General features: G+C 69.9%; 16 protein-coding genes. 8 read left to right on the top strand and 8 right to left on the bottom strand.

What is annotated here, in order from left to right:
• A partial coding sequence (gene pdxR / locus AC1D1T_RS21400) for a MocR-like pyridoxine biosynthesis transcription factor PdxR (RefSeq protein WP_477992448.1) occupies positions 1–1,178 on the top strand: 1,178 nt, incomplete at its 5' end.
• On the opposite strand, the gene AC1D1T_RS21395 is transcribed toward pdxR, so the two are convergent.
• Positions 1,165–3,669 carry a putative bifunctional diguanylate cyclase/phosphodiesterase gene (locus tag AC1D1T_RS21395; RefSeq protein ID WP_477992447.1) on the bottom strand — a complete coding sequence of 835 codons (2,505 nt, stop codon included), beginning with the start codon at positions 3,667–3,669 and terminating at the stop codon, positions 1,165–1,167. The genes pdxR and AC1D1T_RS21395 overlap by 14 nt on opposite strands.
• Complete coding sequence (locus tag AC1D1T_RS21390) at positions 3,666–4,295, bottom strand: methylamine utilization protein (protein WP_477825106.1); 630 nt, start codon at positions 4,293–4,295, stop codon at positions 3,666–3,668. Before AC1D1T_RS21390 ends, AC1D1T_RS21395 begins: the two co-directional genes overlap by 4 nt.
• A 254-nt stretch (positions 4,296–4,549) precedes the next feature.
• Between AC1D1T_RS21390 and AC1D1T_RS21385 the strand changes: the two genes are divergently transcribed.
• Complete coding sequence (locus AC1D1T_RS21385; protein WP_477825105.1) at positions 4,550–5,092, top strand: CAP domain-containing protein; 543 nt, start codon at positions 4,550–4,552, stop codon at positions 5,090–5,092.
• A gap of 7 nt (positions 5,093–5,099) precedes the next feature.
• On the opposite strand, the gene mnmA is transcribed toward AC1D1T_RS21385, so the two are convergent.
• Positions 5,100–6,203 carry a tRNA 2-thiouridine(34) synthase MnmA gene (mnmA, locus tag AC1D1T_RS21380; RefSeq protein ID WP_477825104.1) on the bottom strand — a complete coding sequence of 368 codons (1,104 nt, stop codon included), beginning with the start codon at positions 6,201–6,203 and terminating at the stop codon, positions 5,100–5,102.
• Positions 6,200–6,700, bottom strand: a complete 501-nt coding sequence (locus tag AC1D1T_RS21375; protein WP_477825103.1) for an NUDIX hydrolase — start codon at positions 6,698–6,700, stop codon at positions 6,200–6,202. Before AC1D1T_RS21375 ends, mnmA begins: the two co-directional genes overlap by 4 nt.
• A gap of 141 nt (positions 6,701–6,841) precedes the next feature.
• Between AC1D1T_RS21375 and AC1D1T_RS21370 the strand changes: the two genes are divergently transcribed.
• From AC1D1T_RS21370 to AC1D1T_RS21360, 3 genes are read left to right on the top strand one after another with little or no spacing between them, the layout of a single operon-like run.
• Positions 6,842–7,957, top strand: a complete 1,116-nt coding sequence (locus AC1D1T_RS21370; RefSeq protein ID WP_477825102.1) for a Re/Si-specific NAD(P)(+) transhydrogenase subunit alpha — start codon at positions 6,842–6,844, stop codon at positions 7,955–7,957.
• 11 nt (positions 7,958–7,968) lie between these two features.
• Positions 7,969–8,295, top strand: coding sequence for an NAD(P) transhydrogenase subunit alpha part 2 (locus AC1D1T_RS21365; RefSeq protein ID WP_047501305.1), 327 nt, complete (start codon positions 7,969–7,971; stop codon positions 8,293–8,295).
• Complete coding sequence (locus AC1D1T_RS21360; protein ID WP_477825101.1) at positions 8,292–9,716, top strand: NAD(P)(+) transhydrogenase (Re/Si-specific) subunit beta; 1,425 nt, start codon at positions 8,292–8,294, stop codon at positions 9,714–9,716. The genes AC1D1T_RS21365 and AC1D1T_RS21360 overlap by 4 nt, the downstream gene beginning before the upstream one ends.
• Before the next feature lie 70 nt (positions 9,717–9,786).
• Here the strand turns inward: AC1D1T_RS21360 and AC1D1T_RS21355 are convergent, their stop codons facing one another.
• The 4 genes from AC1D1T_RS21355 to AC1D1T_RS21340 are packed head-to-tail and all read right to left on the bottom strand — an operon-like array spanning position 9,787 to position 13,332.
• Positions 9,787–10,536: a hypothetical protein gene (locus AC1D1T_RS21355; protein WP_477825100.1), complete on the bottom strand. Its 750-nt coding sequence runs from the start codon at positions 10,534–10,536 to the stop codon at positions 9,787–9,789.
• A complete protein-coding gene (locus AC1D1T_RS21350; protein WP_047501312.1) occupies positions 10,533–10,730 on the bottom strand; it encodes a hypothetical protein in 198 nt (65 codons plus the stop codon). Before AC1D1T_RS21350 ends, AC1D1T_RS21355 begins: the two co-directional genes overlap by 4 nt.
• Positions 10,731–10,759: 29 nt before the next feature.
• The gene (locus AC1D1T_RS21345; RefSeq protein WP_477825099.1) at positions 10,760–11,407 is read right to left on the bottom strand and encodes a response regulator transcription factor; all 648 of its coding nucleotides are present in this window, start codon (positions 11,405–11,407) and stop codon (positions 10,760–10,762) included.
• Positions 11,404–13,332, bottom strand: coding sequence for a sensor histidine kinase (locus AC1D1T_RS21340; protein WP_477839658.1), 1,929 nt, complete (start codon positions 13,330–13,332; stop codon positions 11,404–11,406). Before AC1D1T_RS21340 ends, AC1D1T_RS21345 begins: the two co-directional genes overlap by 4 nt.
• Before the next feature lie 142 nt (positions 13,333–13,474).
• Here AC1D1T_RS21340 and AC1D1T_RS21335 point away from each other — a divergent pair, with 142 nt between their 5' ends.
• The 3 genes from AC1D1T_RS21335 to AC1D1T_RS21325 all read left to right on the top strand — a co-directional run.
• Positions 13,475–14,488 (top strand): TRAP transporter substrate-binding protein, encoded by a 1,014-nt coding sequence (locus tag AC1D1T_RS21335; protein WP_465111319.1) that lies wholly within the window; start codon positions 13,475–13,477, stop codon positions 14,486–14,488.
• An 81-nt stretch (positions 14,489–14,569) separates the two neighbouring features.
• Positions 14,570–15,139, top strand: a complete 570-nt coding sequence (locus AC1D1T_RS21330) for a TRAP transporter small permease (RefSeq protein ID WP_477992449.1) — start codon at positions 14,570–14,572, stop codon at positions 15,137–15,139.
• The coding region (locus AC1D1T_RS21325; RefSeq protein WP_477992446.1) for a TRAP transporter large permease subunit at positions 15,136–15,752 on the top strand (617 nt) is incomplete at its 3' end. The genes AC1D1T_RS21330 and AC1D1T_RS21325, both read left to right, overlap by 4 nt.

Below are 15,752 nucleotides of genomic sequence, written 5' to 3'. Positions count from 1 at the left end.
GGGTGGCGGCGATCGCGCCGGCGGGTGCGCTGTCGAAGCGCGGCCAGGCCATCGCCGACATCGCGCTGCGCTGGCGCCCGCCGACGCAGCTGCCGGTCGCGTTCCGCATCGGCGCGCCGGCCACTGCGGAGTTCCCGTTCGCGCTGTGGGACCGGCTGGCCCGCGACACCGCCGCGCCGCGCCGCCGGGCGCTGTCGCAGTACACCGATCCGGCCGGCGAGCCGGCGCTGCGCGAGGCGATCGCGCAGTGGCTGCTGGTGTCGCGCGGCATCCGCTGCGAGGCGTCGCAGGTGCTGGTCACGTCGGGCTCGCAGCAGGGCATCGACCTGATCGGCCGGCTGCTGCTCGACCTGGGCGACGAGGTGATGGTCGAGGACCCGGGCTACCCGGGCATCCGCGCCAACCTGCTCGGGCAGGGCGCGGTCGTGCGGCCGGTGCCGCTGGACGCCGACGGGCTGTGCATCGCGCAGGGCGCCGCGCGCTGGCCGCAGGCGCGCATGGCGGTCGTGACGCCGACGCACCAGTTCCCGATGGGCGTGCACATGAGCCTGGCGCGCCGGCTCGCGCTGCTCGACTGGGCGCGCACGCGGCGCGCGTGGATCGTCGAGGACGACTACGACGGCGAGTTCCAGTACGGCGCGCACCGCATGCCGGCGCTGTGCAGCCTGCCGCAGTCGGAGCGCGTGCTGTACGTCGGCACCTTCTCGAAGACGCTGCACCCGGGCCTGCGGCTGGGCTTCATCGTGATGCCGCTCGCGCTGGCGCCCGCCTTCGCGGGAGCCAAGGCGGTGACCGACCGGCACAGCCCCGGTGCCGCGCAGGACGTGCTGGCCCGCTTCATCACCGAAGGCCACCTGCTGCGCCACCTGCGGCGCATGCGCGAGCTGTATGCGCTGCGGCAGGAACTGGTGATCGAGACCTTGGCCAAGGCAAGCGGCGGCGCGCTGCGGCTGCTGCCGAGTGCGCAGGGCATGCACCTGGCGCACGAGGACGAGGCGGGCCGGCCGGATGAGCCGCTGTCGGCGCGCGCGCAGGAGGGCGGGGTGTACCTCGCGACGCTGTCGCGCTATGCGATCGAGGCGCCGCGGCGCGGCTGGCTGTTCGGCTATGCGGGGTACGACGAGGCGGCGCTGCGGGCCGCGTCGCGCATGGTCGGGCGCCTGTTCAGTGCAAGGTGATCGGAACGTCCGGCCCCTTGCCCGTCGCGATCGTCATCGCCTGCCGCGCACTCCAGCCGGTCGACCAGCGCGCGAACTCGGCGGCCGGCATCGGCCGGCCCATGTGGAAGCCCTGGGCCTCGTCGCAGGCCAGCTCGCGCAGCAGCTCCCAGACCTGCGCGTTCTCGACGCCCTCGGCCACCACCGTGAGCCCGAGGCCGTGCGCCAGGTCGATCGTCGAGCGCACGATGCGTGCGTCGTCCAGGTCCTTCTCCATGTTGAGCACGAACGATTTGTCGATCTTCAGCTCGTCCACCGGCAGCCGCTTCAGGTACGCGAGCGATGAATAGCCCGTGCCGAAGTCGTCGATCGACAGCCGGAAGCCCAGCGCGCTCAGCTTGTCGAGCGTGGCCTGCGCGCGCTGCGGGTCGTCCATGATCGCGCTCTCGGTGATCTCCAGGCAGAAGGCCTCGGCCGGCACCGAATGCCGCACCAGCAGCGCGTCGAACTTCTGCGGCAGCTCCGGGTCGAGCAGGTCGCGCGTCGACAGGTTGATCGAGATCGTCAGCGTCTGGCCGCCGTCGTGCAGGCGTTTCCACAACTGCGCGGTCTGCTCGAAGACCCACAGCGTCAGCACCCGGATGAAGCCGGTCTGCTCGGCGAACGGGATGAACTCCATCGGCGGCACCAGCCCGCGGCGCGGGTGCTGCCAGCGCACCAGCGCCTCGGCGCCGACGACGCGTGCGTTGCCGAGCGCCAGCTTGGGCTGCAGGTACAGCCGCAGTTCGTCGTGATCGACCGCATGGCGCAATTCGCTCAGCAGCGACAGCGTCTGCGAGCTCGCGGCATCGAGCGCCGCGTCGTAGACCATCGGGCCGTCATGCTGGCGCTTGGCGGTGTACATCGCGACCTCGGCGCGGCTCAGCAGCACGTCGGCATCGCCGGCATGCAGCGGCCAGTTCGCGAGGCCCAGGCTCGCGCTGATGTCGACCGTCTGGTCCTCCAGCTTCAGCGCGGCGTCGAAGGCCTGGTTGATGCGCTTGGCGACCGTGCGGGTCAGCGCCACGTCGTTGGCGGGATCGAGCCCGGCCAGCAGCACCGCGAACTCGTCGCCGCCGAGCCGCGCGACCAGGTCGCCGCCGCGCACCGCCTGCTGCGTCAGCCGCTCGGCCACGCTGCGCAGCAGCAGGTCGCCGAAGCGGTAGCCGAGCACGTCGTTGACGTGCTTGAAGCGATCGAGGTCGAGCATGATCACCGAGACGGTCCGGCCATTCTTGCCGGCCGCGACGATCGCGTCGCGCACCGCGTTGCGGAACTGCAGGCGGTTCGGCAGCGCCGTCAGCGGATCCCAGTAGGCGAGCTTCAGGATCTCGTCCTGCTGCTCGCCGATGCTCTCGCGCATGCGCTCGAAGGCGCGGGCCACGTCGCCCAGCTCGTCGCTGCGGTCGAGGCCGCGCAGCGGCGTCGAGTAGTCGCCGGCGCCCAGCCGTTCGGCCGCCGTCGCGAGGCGCCGCAGCGGCGTCGTCACGTGGCGCGCCGTCAGCACGCTGCCGATGCCGAACACCAGCACGCCGACCAACGTCAGCGCGGCCAGCCCCAGCTGCAGCTGGCGGTACGGCGCGACCGCGTCGTCGACCGAGCGCAGCAGCAGCGCCGAGACGGCGGCGCCGTCGTGCTCGGCGAGCATCACGGTGCGGCCGCTGTATTCGTTGTCGAGCAGCGTCAGCGCCAAGGTGACGGAACCGGCGGCCGAGTTGGCGGCGGGGTGGCCGCCGTTCACCTGCTCGAGCGCCAGCGCGGCCTGCTTCTCCAGCTGCCCGCGCGTGGCCAGCGGCAGCGTCGAGACGGCGGTGGTCCATGTCGAGCTCGCATCGCTGCGCACCTGCAGGCTGACCTGCAGCGACGACAGCGCATGCATGTCGTCGACCAGCCGCTGGTCGATCGGGAAGCCCATCAGCACCCAGCCGACCACCACCGGTGCGCGCATCGGCACCATCACCAGCTGGAACGGGCGATGGCCGAGCACGACGATCTCGCTGGCGCGCTTGGAGGCGAGCGCCCGCGCGGCCAGCCGCTGCGTGACCGGCAGCAGCTCCTGCAGGCCGGGCTGGGCGGCGGCGCGCAGCCGGAACTCGGTGTCGAGCAGCGCGGTGACGGTGGCGCCGATGCGCTCGCCGTGGTTGGCGAGCACCGACGCGATGGTGTCGGCATCGTTGCTGCTGACGGCGGCGCGGAAGCCGTAGTCGGCCGCCAGCAGGCTCGCGCCTTCGGCGAGCTTCTGCGCGTTCTGGTCGAGCACGCGGGTCAGCACGCGTTCGCCGACCAGCAGTTCGTCATTGATGGCGGCGCGCGCGTTGCGGTCGATGCTGGCGCGGATCGCGAGGAAGCTCGCGGCCTGCACGAGCAGCAGCAGCCCGAGGAACAGCACGACGATGCGCGTGCCCAGCGAGCTGGCGATCCAGCGCGGCCAGTGGCGCGGGTGCAGCAGCTCGCGTGCGGTCGGCCCCGTCATGGCGCGCTCCCCGCGGCGACCGGCAGCTGGATGGCGGCCTGCGCATCGGCCTCGCCGATCGCGAGCGGTTGCGGTGCCGGCTCCTGGCCGGGCACGACGCCGGCATGCCAGGCGCGCAGCCGGTAGCTGCCGGGCGCGATGCCGTCGATGCGGGCGCGGCCGTCGGTGCCGGTGCGGGCGTGGTGCGGCGTGTCGACGACGACCACCCAGGCGCTCATCCGGTCATGGATGTTGCAGCCGAGCACCGCGGCGCCGGGCTGGTCGAACACCACCGGCGCTGCCGGCACGCCGGCGTAGAGCTTCAGCTCGAAGGTCTTGACCGGTGAGAACGAATAGACGTGGTGCCGCACGGTATCGAAGTTCGGGAAGGTGACCGGCGTGCCGACGGTGACGACCGTCACCGACGGGTTGAACTGGCGCTTGCTCTGCGAGATCTCGACGCCGGCCATCGGCTTGACCGGCAGCTTGCCGCTGGCGGGGTCCAGCATCACCACTGCGTCGACCAGCGGGCGGCCGGCCGGATCGGCCACCGCGACGCTGACGGCGGCCCCCTGGGCGGCGGCGGCCAGCGACAGCGCCAGGGCACAGAGGCCGTGTCGGGTCAGGGACTGAAGGCGCAGACGCATGGTGGGTTGGAGGTCGGGGTCGATGAGGGATCGGTGCGGCACAAGCCGCACTGCCTTCGGATATCGGCGAGCCGCCGACCGACTGAAGCCGCTGCGGCCTCGGCGTGCGGTGCATCACGTTTCGGACCCGTGCATGAGCGGGGTCAGCAATCGCTTACGTTTTGGATGTGTCGCTTGGTCCCCAGGCGTTTAGGCTGTGGAATCCCCGGCTTCGGATATAGATCTTGTCGACCTCCTCACGACGTGCCCGCCTGGTGGCACCCTGGCTGATGTTCCTCGCCGCCTGCGGCGGCAGCAGCGATTCCGGCACGGCCGACGCCGGCACGCCGGCCCCCGCGCCAGCGCCAGCGGCTTCCGGCACCTGCGACATCGCCGATTTCAACGCGCAGATGCTGGCGCGCATCAACGCCTTCCGTGCCAGCGCGCAGAGCTGTGGCTCGGAGGGCAATTTCACGGCGGCGCCGGCGCTCACCTGGAACGACAAGCTGACGCAGGCGGCCGTGGGGCACTCGCAGGACATGGCGACGAAGAACTACTTCTCGCACGACAGCCAGGACGGCCGCATTTTCTCGCAACGCATCACCGCGACCGGCTACACCTGGAGCGCGATCGGCGAGAACATCGCCGCCGGCCAGAACAGCATCGACAGCGTGATGACCAGCTGGCAGAACAGCCCCGGCCACTGCGCCAACCTGATGAGCAAGAACTTCACGCAGGTCGGCGTGGCCTGCGTGCCCGGCGCGGCCGGTGCCGCGTACAGCCGCTACTGGACGATGGACCTGGCCAAGCCCAGGTGACGGCGGCTCAGGTGGCGCTCGCGATCACGCCACCGCCCAGGCAGACCTCGCCGTCGTACAGCACCGCTGATTGCCCGGGCGTCACCGCCCATTGCGCGGTGCCGAAGTTCAGGCTGAACGCCGCTGCGCTGCCGCCATCGAGCGCGCAGCCCGCATCGGCCTGGCGGTAGCGCGTCTTGGCCGCCATGCCGCCCGGCGCCGGCGCCACGCCGGCCACCCAGCTCGCGTCGTCCGCCGTCAGCGCATGCGATTGCAGCCACGGGTGGTCATGGCCCTGAACGGCGTAGAGCGTGTTGGCCGCCATGTCCTTGCGGGCGACGAACCACGGCGCGTGCTCGCTGCCGCCGCGCACGGCGCCCTTGTCCTTCAACCCGCCGATGCCGATGCCCTTGCGCTGCCCGAGTGTGTAGAACGACAGCCCGACGTGCTCGCCGATCACCCGGCCGCGGTCGTCCTTGATGGGCCCCGGCTGGTTCGACAGGTAGCGGTTCAGGAACTCGCGGAACGGCCGTTCGCCGATGAAGCAGATGCCGGTCGAGTCCTTCTTGGCGGCGTTCGGCAGGCCGATCTCGGCCGCGATGCGGCGCACCTCGGTCTTCGGCAGCTCGCCGACCGGGAACAGCGTCTTGCCCAGCTGCGCCTGGTTCAGCCGGTGCAGGAAATAGCTCTGGTCCTTCAGCGGATCGAGCCCCTTCAGCAGCTCGAAGCGGCCGTCGCGCTCGCGCACCCGGGCATAGTGGCCTGTCGCGATCTTCTCGGCGCCCAGGCGCATCGCATGGTCGAGGAAAGCCTTGAACTTGATCTCGGCGTTGCACAGCACGTCGGGGTTCGGCGTGCGGCCGGCCTGGTACTCGCGCAGGAACTCGGCGAACACCCGGTCCTTGTAGTCGGCCGCGAAGTTCACATGCTCGATCTCGATGCCGAGCACGTCGGCCACGCTCGCGGCATCGAGGAAATCCTGGCGCGTCGAGCAGTACGCGTCGTCGTCATCGTCTTCCCAGTTCTTCATGAAGATGCCGATGACCTCGTGCCCCTGCTGCTTCAGCAGGTGGGCACTGACGGCGGAATCGACACCGCCGGACAGGCCGACGACGATGCGTTGCTTCTTCACTTCGGAGGGACCGCAAAGACCGACTCGTCGGTCGTGATGAGGGACAGCGGGTGGTTCACGCCCGCCAGGTGGTCGTCGACGCAGCGCAGCAGCAGCGGGCTGCGGTGCCGGTGCACGCTCGCGCGGATTTCGTCGGGCGTCATCCACAGCGCGCGCACGATGCCGGTGTCGAGCGTGCGCGTCAGGTCGGGCTCGCCGACCGTGCCGCGGAACGCGATGCGCAGGTAGGTGGTGTCGCGCCCGACGACGCGCTCCGTGCCGGGGCGTTGCGAGCGCGACAGGTAGATGCCGACGATGCCGGTCGGCACGAACGCGCGGGCGGTCTCTTCGAGCGCCTCGCGCACCACGCCCTGCAGCGGCGACTCGCCCGGATCGAGGTGGCCGGCGGGGTTGTTCAGGCACAGCCCGTCGGACGTGTGCTCCTCCACCAGCAGGAACCGGCCCAGGTGTTCGACGATCGCGGCAACGGTGACGCTGGGTTTCCAACGGGAGGACATCCGGCCGATTTTAAGGGCGGGTGTTGTGGCCCTGCATCGCGTGAGGGCGTGTGCCGGTTGTGGGTGCGAAAGCTTTGTGTAAGCTCTCGCGCCAGTTACACGCACAACGTCCGACACAACAACGCACCCGAGGAGTCCGCCATGCTGATAGGGGTCCCGCTGGAAACAGCGGCTGGGGAAACGCGCGTCGCCGCGACCCCGGAGACGGTCAAGAAGCTCAAGGCGCAGGGCCATGTGCTGCGCGTGCAGTCGGGGGCCGGCATCGCCGCCAGCGTCACCGACGAGGCCTATGCGGCGGCCGGTGCCGAGATCGTCGACCGGGCCGGGGCCTTCGGCGCCGAGCTGGTGCTGAAGGTGCGCGCGCCGTCGGTGGACGAGTTGCCGCTGCTGAAGACCGGCACCGCGCTGGTCGGCATGCTGAACCCGTTCGACCGCCAGGGCCTGCAGCGGCTGGCCGAGGCCGGGCTGACCAGCTTCGCGCTCGAGGCCGCGCCGCGCACCACGCGGGCGCAGAGCATGGACGTGCTGTCGTCGCAGGCCAACCTGGCCGGCTACAAGGCGATCATGATCGCGGCCGACCGCTACCAGCGCATCTTCCCGATGCTGATGACGGCGGCCGGCACCGTGAAGGCGGCGCGCGTCGTGATCCTCGGCGTCGGCGTGGCCGGGCTGCAGGCGATCGCGACCGCGAAGCGCCTGGGGGCGGTGATCGAGGCGAGCGACGTGCGGCCCTCGGTGAAGGAGCAGGTCGAGTCGCTGGGCGCGAAGTTCATCGACGTGCCGTACGAGACGGCGGAAGAGAAGGAAGCGGCCGAGGGCGTGGGCGGCTACGCGCGGCCGATGCCGCAGAGCTGGCTGGACCGGCAGAAGGTCGAGGTGGCCAAGCGCGTCGCGGCCGCCGACATCGTCGTGACCACCGCGCTGATCCCGGGCCGCGCCGCGCCGGTGCTGGTGACCGAGGAGATGGTGAAGGCGATGAAGCCGGGCTCGGTGATCGTCGACCTCGCGGCCGCGCAGGGCGGCAACTGCCCGCTGACCGAGGCCGGGAAGATCGTGGTCAAGCACGGCGTCACGCTGGTCGGCGAGACCAACCTGCCGGCGCTGGTGGCGGCCGACGCGAGCGCGCTGTATGCGCGCAACGTGCTCGACTTCCTGAAGCTCGTGCTGACGAAGGAGGGCACGTTCCACGTGCCGATGGACGACGACATCGTCGTGGCCTGCCTGGTCAGCCAGGGTGGCCAAGTCACCCGCAAATAAGGAGCACGACGATGGATCCCGTGAGCCATACCCTGACCAACCTGATCATCTTCGTGCTGGCGATCTACGTCGGCTACCACGTCGTGTGGACCGTCACGCCGGCGCTGCACACGCCGCTGATGGCGGTGACGAACGCGATCTCGGCGATCGTGATCGTCGGTGCGATGCTCGCCGCGGCGCTCACCGAGACGCCGCTGGGCAAGACGATGGGCGTGCTGGCGGTCGCGCTGGCGGCCGTCAACGTGTTCGGCGGCTTCCTCGTGACGCGGCGCATGCTGGAGATGTTCCGCAAGAAGGAGAAGAAGGCGATCGCCGCGCCGAAGGAGGGCTCGCAATGAGCATGAACCTCGTGACGCTGCTGTACCTGGTGGCGAGCGTCTTCTTCATCCAGGCCTTGAAGGGCCTGTCGCACCCGACCACGTCGATCCGCGGCAACCTGTTCGGCATGACCGGCATGGCGATCGCGGCGCTGACGACGGCGGCGCTGATCGTCAAGCTGGCCGACGGCAACGCGCTCGGCCTTGGCTGGGTACTGCTCGGCCTGCTGGTCGGCGGCACGGCCGGCGCGGTGATGGCCAAGCGCGTCGAGATGACCAAGATGCCGGAGCTGGTCGCCTTCATGCACAGCATGATCGGCCTGGCCGCGGTGTTCATCGCGGTGGCGGCGGTGGCCGAGCCTCACGCGTTCAGCATCGCTGCGAAGGGCGACCCGATCCCCACCGGCAACCGGCTGGAGCTGTTCCTCGGCGCGGCGATCGGGGCCGTCACGTTCAGCGGCTCGGTGATCGCGTTCGGCAAGCTGTCGGGCAAGTACAAGTTCCGGCTGTTCCAGGGCGCGCCGGTGCAGTTCGCGGGGCAGCATGTGCTGAACCTGGTGCTGGGTCTCGCGACCGTCGGGCTGGGCCTGGTGTTCATGTTCACCGAGAGCTGGCCGGCCTTCTTCGGCATGCTGGCGCTGGCCTTCGTGATGGGTGTGCTGATCATCATCCCGATCGGCGGGGCCGACATGCCGGTGGTGGTGTCGATGCTGAACAGCTACTCCGGCTGGGCGGCGGCGGGCATCGGCTTCAGCCTGAACAACAGCATGCTGATCATCGCCGGCTCACTGGTGGGCAGCTCGGGGGCGATCCTGAGCTACATCATGTGCAAGGCGATGAACCGCTCGTTCTTCAACGTGATCCTGGGCGGCTTCGGCGGCGAGGCGGGCACCGCGGTAGCCGGTGCGCAGGCGCAGCGCAACGTGAAGAGCGGCAGCGCCGACGACGCGGCCTTCGTGCTCGGCAATGCCGAGACGGTGGTGATCGTGCCGGGCTACGGGCTGGCGGTGGCACGCGCGCAACATGCGGTGAAGGAGCTGGCGGCCAAGCTGACGGCCAAGGGCATCACGGTGAAGTACGCGATCCACCCGGTGGCCGGGCGCATGCCGGGGCACATGAACGTGCTGCTGGCCGAGGCCGAGGTGCCGTACGACCAGGTGTTCGAGATGGAGGACATCAACGGCGAGTTCGGCCAGGCCGACGTCGCGATCATCCTGGGTGCGAATGACGTGGTGAATCCTGCGGCGCACATCAAGGGCAGCCCGATCTACGGGATGCCGATCCTCGAGGCGTACAAGGCCAAGACGGTCATCGTCAACAAGCGGTCGATGGCGGCCGGGTACGCGGGGCTGGACAACGAGCTGTTCTACATGGACAAGACGATGATGGTCTTCGGGGATGCGAAGAAGGTCGTCGAGGACATGGTGAAGGCTGTCGAGTAGGGTGCGGCAAAGGCGCGTGCGGGGAGGTGACAAGCGAACAAGTGGGGGTTGAGTCTGGGCTGTCGCCCGGCTACGCGTCCACCAGATCCACGTACTGGATGTTGATGTTCTTGATCTCGCTGAACTTCACCGCAAAGGTGTCACCCGGGATCGGCGTCAGGAACTCCGGCTCGGCCGTGCCGGCGAAGTCGGGCACCACGCCGCGGAACGCCGAGGCCAGCACCAGCGCATCCGGCGCCTTGGTCTTCTCGTCGAACGAGAAGTAGCTCAGGATCCCGCTGTACAGCACCGGCGTATCGCCGACCTGCACCAGCACGTCGACCACCACCGTGCGCCCGTCCCGGTTCGAGCGGTTCTCGCCGGTCAGGATGTAGTGCCAGGGCGGCTTGAAGCGCAGGAAACGGTGGCGGATGTCCAGCCCGCGGCGCTCGATCGCGGTGTTGATCGCCAGGCCCGCCACCAGCGGCAGCGTGAAGATGCTGATGAAGTACACCGCGTTGAACCACAGCGCGCCGCCGATCGCCGCTTCGGCCGCGAGGTACGGCGCCGTCGCGTTGTTCAGCGTCAGCAGCGCGAAGAAGTCGCGCGCCGCCGGCTGGCAGGCACAGCCGCCGAGCAGCTGCCACGTGTGGATCGCCAGCAGCCACCCCGTGTGCAGCAGCGCCGACACCAGCACCGCGGCAATCGCATGGCCGGTCATCGAGCCGGAGATCACCGGGATCTCGCCGTTGTCGCGGATCTTGCCGGTCACCGCCAGCACGAAGATCGCGCCCGGCAGGTAGATCAGCAGCAGCAGGAAGGCCTGGAACGCGACGTTCAAGGTTTCGGGACGGCCGGCGGCGTCGCGGGAAGCACCCTCAGGTGCACGACCTTGCCGGTCGCGTCTTCAAGCTCGATCCTGCGGCCTTCGTCCTGCTGCGGACGGCTGGCGATCAGCTGGCGCCGATACTCCTGGCGCTTCTGCGGGTCGCTCAACAAGGCCCGGACCACCGGATTGATGTTGACACTGGGCATGGGCTGAAATGTACGGCCAAACGATTCGATCAGGCCGACGGCGCCGCGAGCACCGTGGCCACCTCCGCCGCCGAGCGCACGCCCAGCTTCGCGTACACCCGCGCCCGGTGCACCTCCACCGTCCGCACCGACACATGCAGCTCGTCGGCGATCACCTTGTTCAGCTTGCCGGCCGCCACGCGCAGCATCACCTCGTGCTCGCGCTCGGTCAGGCTCGACAGCCGCGCCTGCCGCTCGGCCACCTGCGCGCCCTGGCGCTGCATCGCGGCATCGACCGCCAGCGCCTGCGCCACCCGGTCGGCCAGCGCGTTGTCGACATACGGCTTCTCGAGGAAATCGAACGCTCCCTTCTTCAACGCCTCGACCGCCATCGGGATGTCGCCATGCCCGCTCAGGAACAGCACCGGGTTGCGCAGCCCGCGCGCGATCAGCTCGTCGTGCAGCCGCGGGCCGGACATCGGCTCCATCCGGATGTCGAGCAGGAACACGCCCGGCAGCGGGCGCGGCGTGGCATCGACGGTCGCCAGCAGCGCCGGCCCGCTGCCGTGCGGCCGCACGTCCAGGCCGTGCGACGCCAGCAGGAAGCCCAGCGCATCCAGCACCACCGCCTCGTCGTCGACCAGGTAGACGACGCCGGCAGGGGGAACGGGTCCGGGCCCGGGTCGGGGTTCGTTCATTCGTCGTCCTCCGCGGAAAGGTCCGACACCGCCAGGTCCACCGGCAGCGTCAACGTGAACACCGCACCGCCGCCCACCGCGTCGGCGGCATCGAACATGCCCTGGTGCGCCTCGATGATCGAGCGGCAGATCGCGAGACCCATGCCCATGCCCTCTGCCTTGGTCGAGAAGAACGGCGCGCACAGCGCCTCGATGCCGAGCCCGCCCAGGCCCGGGCCGTTGTCGCGCACGTCGATGCGCACGAAGCGGCCGTCGGCGCTCAGCGAACTGGCGGCGACGATGCGCCGCTCGCCCGCCTGGTGGGCCAGCGCATCGCCGGCATTGCGCACCAGGTTGATCACCACCTGCTCGATCAGCACCGCATCGGCCACGATCACCGGCAGCGCCGCATCGAGCTGCAGCACCACCTGCACCTGCTGGCGCTGCAGCTCGCGGCGCAGCAGCGCGACGCCGCCCTCGATCACCGTGTTCAGCGTACACGGCTCCAGCCGCGGCTCGCGCCGCGTCAGGAACTCGCGGATGCGCTGCACGATCGCGCCGGCATGGGCGGCCTGCTCGCCCAGCCGCTTCAGCGCCCGCATCACCACCGGGTCGGGCGAGGGCAGCTTGTGCATCGAGTTCATCACGCCGGCGTTGTAGCTCGCGATCGCCGTCAGCGGCTGGTTCAGCTCGTGCGCCAGCGTCGAGGCCACCTCGCCCAGCATCGTCAGCCGCGCATGGTGGGCCATCGTCTCGGTCTGCCGGCGCTCGCGTTCCTCGAGCCGGCGCCGCTCGGTCATGTCGAGGATCGAGCCCATCCAGCCGATGTGCCCGCCGCGTGCGTCCACCAGCGGCGCCTCGAACACCATCACGTCGAACAGGCGTCCGTCGCGGTGCCGCCAGCGCGCCTCGTAGCCTTCGCGCGGCGCCTGGCCGGCCATGTTGCGCAGGTGCCGCTGCATGATCTCCTCGTGCGAGTCGGCCGGCCAGTACGGCATCGGCGGCAGCAGCCCGACCAGCTCGTGCGGCTCGTAGCCCACCATGTCGGCGAGCGTGCGGTTCACGTAGACGAGCCGGCCGTCGAGGTCGCGGGCGCGCAGCCCCACCGTCAGCGAATCCTCCATCGCCTGGCGCCACGCGGCCTCGGTGCGCCACGCCGCCTCGGCGCGCGACACGCCGTGCATCTGCCGCCGCAGCATCCAGGTGATGGCAGCGATCAGCGCGACGAAACCCGCCACCATCGCGACCGGCAGGCCGTGGTACCACGGCGGCACCACGTCGCGCGCGGTCAGCTCCAGCCAGCTGTCGGCCAGCGCCGGCGCCATGCTGATGCGCCAGCTCTGGCGGCCCTCCAGCGGCCGGTCCTCGGTGGTCGACGCGATCACCGCATCGAAGCCGTCGAGCAGCCGCACGTCGTACGTGCGGGCCAGCCACCACGGCACCGTCTGGCGCAGCATCTCGCCAGGCGAGTAGCGCGCCACCAGCGTGCCGCCGGAGGCGAGCGGCGCCGACAGGTGGGCCGACAGGCCGGGGCCGCTGCGCGCGCCGTCGGGGACATCGGGCAGTTGAGCGACCAGCCGGTTGCTGCGGTCCAGCCAGGTCAGGCTGATCCAGAAGCGGTGCAGGCCCTGCTGCGCCTCGGGCAGCGTCGCGAGCGCCTGCGGGTCGGCGGCGCGGTGATCCAGCCGCGTCGCGACATCCTTCAACAGCAGCGTCTCGCGCTCGATGCGCGCGCTCGCCTGCGTCTCCAGCGACAGCGCGTCGGAGACCATCGCGGTGCGCTGCTCTTCCAGGTCGGCCTGCTCGGTGGCGCGCAGCCACAGCAGCACGCCGGCCACGAAGACCAGCGACAGCAGCAGCGGCAGCGCCCACAGCCCGCGCCGCGCCGGCGGGCGCGGCGGCAGCGCGAGGGCAGGGTGGCGGGGCGGATCGGCCGGTGCGGGCATGGCGCGAAGTCTAGGTTCGTGGACGCGTGGGCGGGCGAACCGCGTGCGCCTGGTGGTGCCGAAATGTGGAACTCCACAACTTCCCGCGCTCCGGGCCGCCGACCAGAATCCCGCCGCAGGACAGACCACCCGGAGACAAGACATGACGCAAACCATGACGCGCCGCAGTGCGCTCGCCGCCGCCGCATTGGCCGTGGCCGCCCCGAAGACCTTCGCGCAGGCGCCCATCGTCATCAAGTTCAGCCACGTCGTCGCCCCCGACACGCCCAAGGGCAACGGCGCGCAGCGCTTCAAGGAACTGGCCGAGCAGCGCAGCGGCGGCCGCGTGAAGGTGGATGTCTACCCGAACAGCCAGCTCTACAAGGACAAGGAAGAGATGGAGGCGCTGCAGCTCGGCTCGGTGCAGATGCTCGCGCCGTCGCTCGCCAAGTTCGGCCCGCTGGGCGTCAAGGAATTCGAGGTCTTCGACCTGCCGTTCATCTTCAAGGACCAGGCGGCGTTCCGCGCCGTCACCGAAGGGCCGGTCGGCGCCGACCTGTTCAAGAAGCTCGAGCCGAAGGGCGTCAAGGGCCTCGCGTACTGGGACAACGGCTTCCACATCATGAGTGCCAACAAGCCGCTGCACAAGGTGGCGGACTTCAGGGGCCTGAAGATGCGCATCCAGAGCTCGAAGGTGCTCGATGCCGAGATGCGTGCGCTCGGCGCGGTGCCGCAGGTGATGGCCTTCAGCGAGCTGTACCAGGCGCTGCAGTCCGGCGTGGTCGACGGCTGCGAAGGCGTGCCGTCGAACTTCTACACGCAGAAGACCTACGAGGTGCAGAAGCACACGACGATCTCGAACCACGGCCACCTGGCCTATGCGGTGATCGTCAACAAGAAGTTCTGGGACGGCCTGCCGGCCGACATCCGCACGATTCTCGAAGGCGCGCTGAAGGAGGCAACCGCGTTCGCCAACGACATGGCGACCAAGGAGAACATCGACGACCTCGAGAAGATGCGCGCGAGCGGCAAGACCACCATCTACACGCCGACGGCCGCCGAGCTCGACGAGTGGAAGAAGGCGCTGATGCCGGTGCACAAGGAGATGGCGTCGCGCGTGGGCCAGTCGACGATCGACGCGGTCTACAAGGCGGCCGGCTTCGTGCCCGCGAAGTAGGGCGGCGCCATGGTCGCGCCGGTGCTGCGGTCCGTGAACCGCTTCCTCGATCACCTCGAGGAATGGCTGATCGCCGCCCTGATGGGCGCGGCGACGCTGCTGATCTTCGTTGCCGTGGTGCACCGCTATGCGGCCGCCGCGCACTACCCGGCCGTGCTGCAGCCGGTGCAGGATTTCCTGCTCGGCCTGAACCTGAGCTGGGCCCAGGAGCTGTGCATCTACATGTTCGTGTGGATGGCGAAGTTCGGCGCGGCCTACGGCGTGCGCCACGGCACGCACGTCGGCGTCGACACGCTGGTGCGTGCGCTGCCGCCGGCGCAGGCGCGCTGGCTGACGCTGGTCGGCTTGCTCGGCGGCGTGGTCTTCACCGCGGTGGTGGGCACGATGGGCGCGGTGTTCGTCTGGGACAACGGCTTCCACCACGCCCTCTTCAGCACTTTCGGCTGGGATGTCGGCGACGTGCCCGAGGGCCCGACCTCGCCCGACCTCGAGGTGCCGACCTGGATCCCGTACGCCTGCATCCTGCTGGCGTCGTACCTGATGTGTTTCCGCTTCCTGCAGGTGATGTGGGCCTTCTGGCGGCGCGGCGAGCTGCCGCACCATGAGGTCGCTCATGTGGAAGGTCTGGACGAGGCGGAGGCCGCAGCATGAATGCATTGATCATCTTCGGCCTGCTGGTGCTGCTGATGCTGACCGGCATGCCGGTCTCCATCGCGCTCGGCCTCACGGTGCTGGGCTTCTTCTTCGGCATGACGAACGAGCCGATCGCGTCGATCGGGCTCAAGCTGTTCTCGGGCCTCGAGAAGTTCGAGATCATGGCGATCCCGTTCTTCATCCTGGCCGGCAACTTCCTGACCAACGGCGGCGCGGCGCGGCGGATGATCCACTTCGCGTCGACGATGGTCGGGCACTTCTACGGCGGGCTGGGGCTGGCCGGCGTGCTGGCCTGTGCGCTGTTCGCGGCGATCTCGGGCTCGTCGGTCGCCACCGTGGTCGCGGTCGGCACCATCCTGCTGCCGGCGATGCAGAAGGCCGGCTACCCCAAGCGCTTCTCGGCCGGCGTGATCACCACCTCGGGCGCGTTGGGCATCCTGTTTCCGCCGTCGATCAACCTGGTGATCTTTTCGATCGCGACCAACGGCATGAACGCGACCGGGCCGGACGGCCAGCCGGTGGCCACCGCGTCGGTCGGCGACCTGTTCATCGCCGGCGTGCTGCCGGGGCTGCTGCTGTCGCTGCTGCTGGGCGTGACCACCTGGTACCG

This window comes from Rhizobacter sp. P2_H3, assembly GCF_056403355.1.
The sequence above is the reverse complement of the archived record's forward strand: the minus strand, read 5'-3'. Positions and strand labels throughout refer to the sequence as shown.

Bases quoted from the DNA above. Each gene is read 5' to 3' on its own strand.
- AC1D1T_RS21365 (WP_047501305.1), top strand. From the start codon at position 7,969: ATGGATCCCGTGAGCCATACCCTGACCAACCTGATCATCTTCGTGCTG.
- AC1D1T_RS21395 (WP_477992447.1), bottom strand. From the start codon at position 3,669: ATGACGGGGCCGACCGCACGCGAGCTGCTGCACCCGCGCCACTGGCCG.
- AC1D1T_RS21345 (WP_477825099.1), bottom strand. From the start codon at position 11,407: ATGAACGAACCCCGACCCGGGCCCGGACCCGTTCCCCCTGCCGGCGTC.
- AC1D1T_RS21340 (WP_477839658.1), bottom strand. From the start codon at position 13,332: ATGCCCGCACCGGCCGATCCGCCCCGCCACCCTGCCCTCGCGCTGCCG.
- AC1D1T_RS21370 (WP_477825102.1), top strand. From the start codon at position 6,842: ATGCTGATAGGGGTCCCGCTGGAAACAGCGGCTGGGGAAACGCGCGTC.
- AC1D1T_RS21390 (WP_477825106.1), bottom strand. From the start codon at position 4,295: ATGCGTCTGCGCCTTCAGTCCCTGACCCGACACGGCCTCTGTGCCCTG.
- AC1D1T_RS21350 (WP_047501312.1), bottom strand. From the start codon at position 10,730: ATGCCCAGTGTCAACATCAATCCGGTGGTCCGGGCCTTGTTGAGCGAC.
- AC1D1T_RS21375 (WP_477825103.1), bottom strand. From the start codon at position 6,700: ATGTCCTCCCGTTGGAAACCCAGCGTCACCGTTGCCGCGATCGTCGAA.
- AC1D1T_RS21360 (WP_477825101.1), top strand. From the start codon at position 8,292: ATGAGCATGAACCTCGTGACGCTGCTGTACCTGGTGGCGAGCGTCTTC.
- AC1D1T_RS21335 (WP_465111319.1), top strand. From the start codon at position 13,475: ATGACGCAAACCATGACGCGCCGCAGTGCGCTCGCCGCCGCCGCATTG.
- AC1D1T_RS21330 (WP_477992449.1), top strand. From the start codon at position 14,570: ATGGGCGCGGCGACGCTGCTGATCTTCGTTGCCGTGGTGCACCGCTAT.